The following is a 7217-nucleotide window of genomic DNA, read 5'->3' on the forward strand; positions in this document are numbered from 1 at the left end:
GTATCGAGCAGGATGCTGACATTGTAGCCTTCCTATATCGTGAAGATTATTATGACCGTGAAACAGAAAATAAAAATACAATTGAAATTATCATTGCAAAACAACGTAATGGTCCGGTAGGTTCAGTAGAGCTTGCGTTTGTTAAGGAATTTAATAAATTCGTCAACTTAGAACGCCGCTTTGAGGATGGACATGCACCGCAYGCATAAAGGCAGTATAAAAAAGAAACACATTTCTTATAATAAGATGTGTTTCTTTTTTTTTATATAAAAGATAGGGCTTTCATAAGGTGAATATGTAATTCTTACGAACGAAAACGTTTTTCGATAAAAAAATGTTCGCTTTTTGGTTGACTTCTCTTTCTGTTTTGGTACAATTATATTGTTTGAATAGATCGTTTGAAAATTGCGGAGGTGCTTTAATAATGTCTTCAGTAGTAGTTGTAGGAACACAATGGGGCGACGAAGGAAAAGGTAAAATCACTGATTTTCTTTCTGAGCATGCGGAAGTAGTTGCAAGATATCAAGGTGGAAATAACGCGGGACATACAATTGTTTTCGGCGGAGTTAAATATAAATTACACTTAATTCCATCTGGTATTTTCTATAAAGAGAAAATTTGTGTAATCGGAAATGGCTTAGTAGTAGATCCGAAAGCATTACTTGAGGAGTTGAAATACTTACACGATCGTGGTGTAAGTACTGATAATTTACGTGTAAGTAACCGTGCGCACGTTATTTTACCTTATCACTTAAAACAAGATGAATTAGAAGAAGCGAGTAAAGGTGATAACAAGATTGGTACAACGAAAAAAGGTATCGGTCCTGCATATATGGATAAAGCTGCTCGTATTGGTATCCGTATGGCTGATCTTTTAGACCGTGAAGCATTTAAAGAGAAGCTTGARCGTAATTTAGTGGAGAAAAATCGTTTGTTTGAAAAAATGTACGATACAGAAGGTTTCAGCGTAGAAGAAATCTTTGAAGAGTACTTCGAATAYGGACAACAAATCGCACATTACGTATGCGATACATCTGTCGTATTAAATGATGCACTAGATAACAATAATCGTGTATTATTTGAAGGTGCACAAGGTGTTATGCTTGATATCGACCACGGTACGTACCCGTTCGTTACATCTTCTAACCCAATTGCTGGTGGTGTAACAGTTGGAACTGGAGTTGGTCCTGCGAAAGTTACTCGCGTTGTAGGTGTATGTAAAGCATATACAAGCCGTGTTGGTGATGGTCCATTCCCTACTGAACTTAATGATGAAATCGGTCACCAAATTCGTGAAGTTGGTCGTGAATACGGAACAACAACGGGTCGTCCACGCCGTGTAGGTTGGTTCGATAGCGTTGTTGTAAGACATGCACGTCGTGTTAGTGGTTTAACAGATTTATCATTAAACTCTATCGATGTATTAACAGGTATTCCAACTGTTAAAATTTGTGTTGCTTACAAATGCAATGGCGAAGTTATCGATGAAGTTCCAGCTAACTTAAACATTTTAGCGAAATGTGAGCCTGTATATGAAGAGCTTCCAGGTTGGACAGAAGATGTTACTGCTGTGAAATCATTGGATGAGCTTCCTGAAAATGCAAGAAAATACGTAGAGCGTGTTTCTGAATTAACAGGAATCCAATTATCTATGTTCTCGGTTGGACCAGATCGTAATCAAACAAATATCGTTCGTAACGTATACGAAGCTTAATTGATATAAAAAATTGATTTTTTTAAGAAAAAACTCATATTTTCATGAGTTTTTTCTTATTTTTTATAAAAAAATAAAAAAAGGTATTGCAAAAATGAAAGATAGCATGTTATGATATGTCTTGTCGTCACGAAAATATGACGTTGGTGAGTATGAGCCATTAGCTCAGTTGGTAGAGCATCTGACTTTTAATCAGAGGGTCGAAGGTTCGAATCCTTCATGGCTCACCATTTTATTTTTCGTGGCCCGTTGGTCAAGTGGTTAAGACACCGCCCTTTCACGGCGGTAACACGGGTTCGAATCCCGTACGGGTCATGTTTTTTTTATGTTCATTTTTGGTCCCGTGGTGTAGTGGTTAACATGCCTGCCTGTCACGCAGGAGATCGCCGGTTCGACCCCGGTCGGGACCGCCACTTTTGTTTATACCACCATTAGTGGTTTTATATATAGTTTTGGCTCGGTAGCTCAGTCGGTAGAGCAGAGGACTGAAAATCCTCGTGTCGGCGGTTCGATTCCGTCCCGAGCCACTCTCAGGATATTAAGTGGGCCCACTTAATATCCTTTTTATTTTGTCCAGTTTTACAAATGTGGGTAGTTATTTTACAATAGAATGAGGAGCCTCTAGCAGTTGAAGCTAGAGGTTTTTCTATAGATCGTATAGGATTCCGTGTAAAAGTGGATGATACATGAGTCTATGAGAATAGAGGAGAAATACTTAGACTAAGATTGTTGTCATATAGGAACATACTATATAAACACCAATATGTTTGAGGATTATTGATCATATTTTTATAAGGAGGAAATAGACGATGATGGGAAAGAAAATTTTAGTAGTTGATGATGAAAAGCCAATTGCGGATATTTTGAAGTTCAACCTAGAAAAAGAAGGTTTTGAAATTGTAATGGCGCATGATGGTGATGAGGCGATTGAAAAAGCAAATGAAGAACAGCCAGATATGGTTTTATTAGATATTATGTTACCGGGAAAAGACGGTTTAGAGGTATGTCGTGAAATACGTAAAAGCTCAGAAATGCCAATTATTATGCTTACAGCAAAAGACTCTGAAATTGATAAAGTATTAGGGCTTGAGCTTGGGGCAGATGATTATGTAACGAAGCCATTTAGTACGAGGGAGTTACTTGCTCGTGTGAAAGCGAATTTACGTCGCCATCAGCAGGGTGGTGCTGCAGAGAAAGAAGAAAATACCGAAATGGTTATTGGACCAATCGTTATYAATTCGAACGCTTATAGTGTAACAAAGCGTGAAGAAAGCATTGAGCTTACACATCGTGAATTTGAATTACTACATTATTTAGCGAAGCATTTAGGTCAAGTTATGACTCGTGAACATTTATTACAAACAGTTTGGGGTTATGATTATTTTGGAGATGTACGTACAGTAGACGTAACAGTACGTCGTTTACGCGAAAAAATTGAAGATAATCCAAGTCATCCTACTTTAATTGTAACTAGACGTGGGGTAGGGTATTACTTGCGTGACCCAGAACAGGAATAGTATATGAAGAAAGTTGGTTTTTTTCAATCTATTCATTTAAAATTTGTGCTCATATATATGCTGTTAATATTAATAGCAATGCAAGTAATTGGTGTATATTTCGTCAGGGAATTAGAAAAAAGCCTTGTAAAAGGCTTTCAAGATTCCTTAACGCAGCAAACAAATCTACTTTCTTATAACCTGAAGCAAGAGTTTGTAAAAGAACGTCCTAAAACAGAATCAGTAGATAAAGCTATTAATGATTCGATTCAAAAATTCGCATCAGATCGTAAGAAAGATATTCAAGAAGTAAGTGTAATTGATTCTACTAAAAAATTAATGGCAATTTCAGACGGGTCTAAGCAAAATAAGGTAGGAAGAACGTCAGCAGATACAGCTGTACAACGGGTAATGGTACAAAAGAAACCGGAGTCAAAGATTGAGAAAGATGGAAATACAGGTCATCGAGTTCAAGTTATGATTACCCCTATTCTAAAAGAGCCAGGCGGAGAGGTACTTGGTGTCATTCATATCGTTGCATCTATGGAAGATGTGTATAAACAAATGAAGGACATCAACCAAATTTTCGCAACGGGGACAGTAATTGCTTTATTAGTAACAGCTGTACTTGGAATTTTATTGGCTCAAACAATTACGAGACCAATTTCAGATATGCGAAGACAAGCAATTGAAATGGCGAAAGGAAATTATTCGCGAAAAGTAAAGGTGCATAGTCACGATGAGATTGGACAATTAGCATTATCTTTTAACAATTTATCTAAAAAATTACAACAAGCTCGTTCCTCCACAGAAAGTGAAAGACGAAAATTATCATCCGTTTTATCACATATGACAGATGGAGTAATTGCTACTGATCGAAAAGGGGATATCATTTTATTAAATGATCCTGCGGAAAAGATGTTAAATGTTTCGCGTGAAACGGCGCTAGATCAATCAGTGTTAGAAGTGCTAGGAATACAAGAAGAATTTACACTGGATCATTTATATGAAGAGCCTGATTCAGTTTTATTAGATTTTAGTACGAGAAATGAACCATATATTTTACGTGCTAGTTTCTCTGTTATTCAAAAAGAAACAGGGAAGGCAAATGGTTTAATTGCTGTATTATATGATGTAACAGAGCAGGAGCGGATAGAACAAGAGCGCCGTGAGTTTGTTGCGAACGTATCTCATGAGTTAAGAACGCCGTTAACAACGATGCGCAGTTACTTAGAAGCACTTACTGATGGAGCATGGCAAGATCCCAATATTGCACCGCAATTTTTAACGGTTACACAAGAGGAAACGGAAAGAATGATCAGGCTTGTAAATGCATTGTTACAACTATCTAAACTAGATAGTACAGAACATCGCTTAATGAAGGAATGGGTCGACTTTACGGATTTCTTTAATAACGTTATCGATCGTTTTGAAATGTCTAAAGAGCAAAATGTAAGCTTCAAACGATCTTTCTCTAAAAAATCTCGATTTATTGATATGGATACAGACAAAATTACACAAGTTTTATATAACATTATTTCCAATGCACTAAAATATTCGCCAGAAGGTGGTACAGTAACATATCGCCTACGTGACCGCGGGGAGTTATTAGAGATTAGTGTGAGTGATCAAGGAATGGGAATTCCGAAAGAAAATGTAGATAAAATATTTGAACGTTTTTATCGTGTAGATAAAGCGCGTTCGAGACAAATGGGTGGTACAGGTCTTGGGTTAGCTATTGCGAAAGAAATGATTGAGGCACATGGCGGCTCGGTTTGGGCGAAAAGTGAGGAAGGAAAAGGGACAACTATTTATTTCACATTGCCAATGGCGACAGATGAAGAGGACGATTGGGAATGAGTATGGAAAACTTTAAAACGATAGTTCTAATTAATTTGGTTGTCATTAGTCTATTTCTTACTTTTAACTTGTGGACATATGTTCCTGATTCTACTTCTATGCAAAATACAAAGTTCGTTCAAGGTAACGAAGAGATAAATACGATAAAGATTTCGGAGGTTGTTCGCCCATCCTCTGTCGTTATTCATAAAGAGAAAAATCATTATGTAAGCGAAAAGAAGGAAAATGTGGATTCGATCTATAAAATTCTTGAAAACGGAGAATTACATAATTTCGAGGAAATAACGTGGACAGTGCCTAAAGGTGATTTTCTGTCTTATGTACACGGAGAAGAAAAAATTGAATTTGTTTTTCCTACAAATATCCCGTTAGATACGATTAAAAATATGTTTAATATTAAAGATAAAAACATAGAAAGTAACAGAAGTTTTAATCGTATTATAATTGATCCTTCTAGAAGTAAGGACCAAGAAATTAAAGTTAGCTTTGTTTCCTATGATACTCCTCATAAAATATATCAAGCAACATTGAGTGGTGCTTATATAAAGGATATTATAAATGCTCAAAATCAACTTATAACAGTAGCAAGACCATATTTTGAGTATCAAATAAATGATACAAAAAAACTTTTTTTACCAGAGGGGATTACGGAATTAAGTAAGGCAGAGTATATTACAGCTAAACTAGAAGTGGATCCATTTAAAAATGCTTTATTTAGTGATCCACGTTATTTAAGTCCTATTTCTGAGAAAACAAAGGAAACATTTACAGATGGCATCCGTTCTATGGAAATTGATAAGTCGGATGCAATGTTGAAATATAAAAATTCCGCTGTACATGGTGATAAATCTATGGATAATGCGGTAATTTTACAAAAAAGTTTTGACTTTGTAAGTGGGCATAGTGGATCCTTGAAGTCCTATCGTTTTGATTATATTAATGGGAGGAAAACTTCATTCCGTTTATATGAGGATGGTTTGCCTGTATTTAATGCAAATGGAATAGCGGAATTAAAACAAGTATGGGGTTCAGGTGAAATTATGCAGTATGAAAGACCCTTTTTTGAGTTCAGTATTACTTTGCCTAGTAAACAACAAACAACTTCTCTCGCATCAGGTCGTACAGTGATGACATCACTAGAGAATAATCCAGAAATTGATAAAAAATCAATTCAGGATGTTGGTATTGGTTATAAAATGTCATTGGAACCGTCCATCAGTGATGTGAGAATCGCTGTCTTACAGCCGATATGGTATGTAAAATGTGAAGAAGATGGTAAGCAACAAATATATGAGTGGAGTGAGGGGGGACTAAATGGATTGGGATCGAATTAAAACCATATTTATTGTGACCTTTTTTGTTTTAGACCTCTTTCTTATCTTTCAGTTCATTCAAAAGCAAGATAGTAATCAATTAGAACTTGTGACGGAAACGAAAATCGATCAACAATTAAAAGCTGAAAAAATTACTATGGGAAATTTTCCTAAAGAACCGAAAAAAGAGTCATTTATAATGGCGAAAAATAAGGGTTTCAAAGAAGAAGATGTGCAATCTTTAAAAAATCAGACAGCGCATGTGCAAGACGAATATCAAATAGAGGGTAAATTAAAAGAGCCTTTTTTAAATACAAAATCATTGTCAAAAGATAAGTATAATGAGTTTTTGAAAAATTATGTGCTGGATGGACAAAAATATGAGTTTGGAGCAATAAAGGACTCAAAAATTTACTTCTTTCAAAAGTATAAAGATAAACCAATCTTCTACAATAATCRTGCRATGATTGTTGTAGATTTRAATGAAAAAAATGAGCTTRTTTCGTATACACAAACAATGTTAACGGATTTGAAGGAAATGGGCGAAAGYGAAAARACGAAAGAACAAGAAATTATYACTGCTCAAACAGCTTTAGAAAATATATATTTGAAAAATAAAATTGCAGAAAATACGCACGTAAAAGAGGCGCAGATTGGATATGCGACTCTTGCGGAGTCTTCTTCTAATATACAAGTGCTTGCTCCAACATGGAACTTAAAGACAGAACAAAAAAAGGATTTTTTTGTGAATGCAATTGAAGGACAAGTTATGGAATTAGGGGAAACTCAAGTGCCGGAAGAACATAATGGAGTGAGAAAGAATGAGCATGCATT

6 protein-coding genes and 4 tRNA genes are annotated in these 7217 nt (G+C 35.7%); all 10 read left to right on the forward strand.

The window, feature by feature from the left end:
- On the forward strand, positions 1–209 hold a 209-nt coding region (locus AC1DJR_RS12830; RefSeq protein ID WP_477002757.1), incomplete at its 5' end, for a DnaB-like helicase C-terminal domain-containing protein.
- A gap of 215 nt (positions 210–424) precedes the next feature.
- Positions 425–1714: an adenylosuccinate synthase gene (locus tag AC1DJR_RS12835; RefSeq protein WP_002034994.1), complete on the forward strand. Its 1290-nt coding sequence runs from the start codon at positions 425–427 to the stop codon at positions 1712–1714.
- 154 nt (positions 1715–1868) lie between these two features.
- A tRNA-Lys gene (locus tag AC1DJR_RS12840) sits at positions 1869–1944 on the forward strand.
- A gap of 13 nt (positions 1945–1957) precedes the next feature.
- Positions 1958–2029, forward strand: a tRNA-Glu gene (locus tag AC1DJR_RS12845).
- 22 nt (positions 2030–2051) lie between these two features.
- Positions 2052–2127: transfer RNA gene (locus AC1DJR_RS12850), tRNA-Asp, on the forward strand.
- A gap of 41 nt (positions 2128–2168) precedes the next feature.
- Positions 2169–2241 (forward strand) — tRNA-Phe (locus tag AC1DJR_RS12855).
- Positions 2242–2523: 282 nt separating this feature from the next.
- The gene (walR, locus tag AC1DJR_RS12860; RefSeq protein WP_000971867.1) at positions 2524–3231 is read left to right on the forward strand and encodes a cell wall metabolism DNA-binding response regulator WalR; all 708 of its coding nucleotides are present in this window, start codon (positions 2524–2526) and stop codon (positions 3229–3231) included.
- Positions 3232–3234: 3 nt separating this feature from the next.
- Positions 3235–5070 (forward strand): cell wall metabolism sensor histidine kinase WalK, encoded by a 1836-nt coding sequence (gene walK, locus AC1DJR_RS12865; protein ID WP_002166370.1) that lies wholly within the window; start codon positions 3235–3237, stop codon positions 5068–5070.
- Positions 5067–6404: a YycH family regulatory protein gene (locus AC1DJR_RS12870; protein ID WP_289405073.1), complete on the forward strand. Its 1338-nt coding sequence runs from the start codon at positions 5067–5069 to the stop codon at positions 6402–6404. Before walK ends, AC1DJR_RS12870 begins: the two co-directional genes overlap by 4 nt.
- A partial coding sequence (locus AC1DJR_RS12875; RefSeq protein ID WP_477002758.1) for a two-component system regulatory protein YycI occupies positions 6385–7217 on the forward strand: 833 nt, incomplete at its 3' end. The genes AC1DJR_RS12870 and AC1DJR_RS12875, both read left to right, overlap by 20 nt.

The organism is Bacillus sp. 05T31 (assembly GCF_056396725.1).

Bases quoted from the DNA above. Each gene is read 5' to 3' on its own strand.
- walK (WP_002166370.1), top strand. From the start codon at position 3,235: ATGAAGAAAGTTGGTTTTTTTCAATCTATTCATTTAAAATTTGTGCTC.
- AC1DJR_RS12870 (WP_289405073.1), top strand. From the start codon at position 5,067: ATGAGTATGGAAAACTTTAAAACGATAGTTCTAATTAATTTGGTTGTC.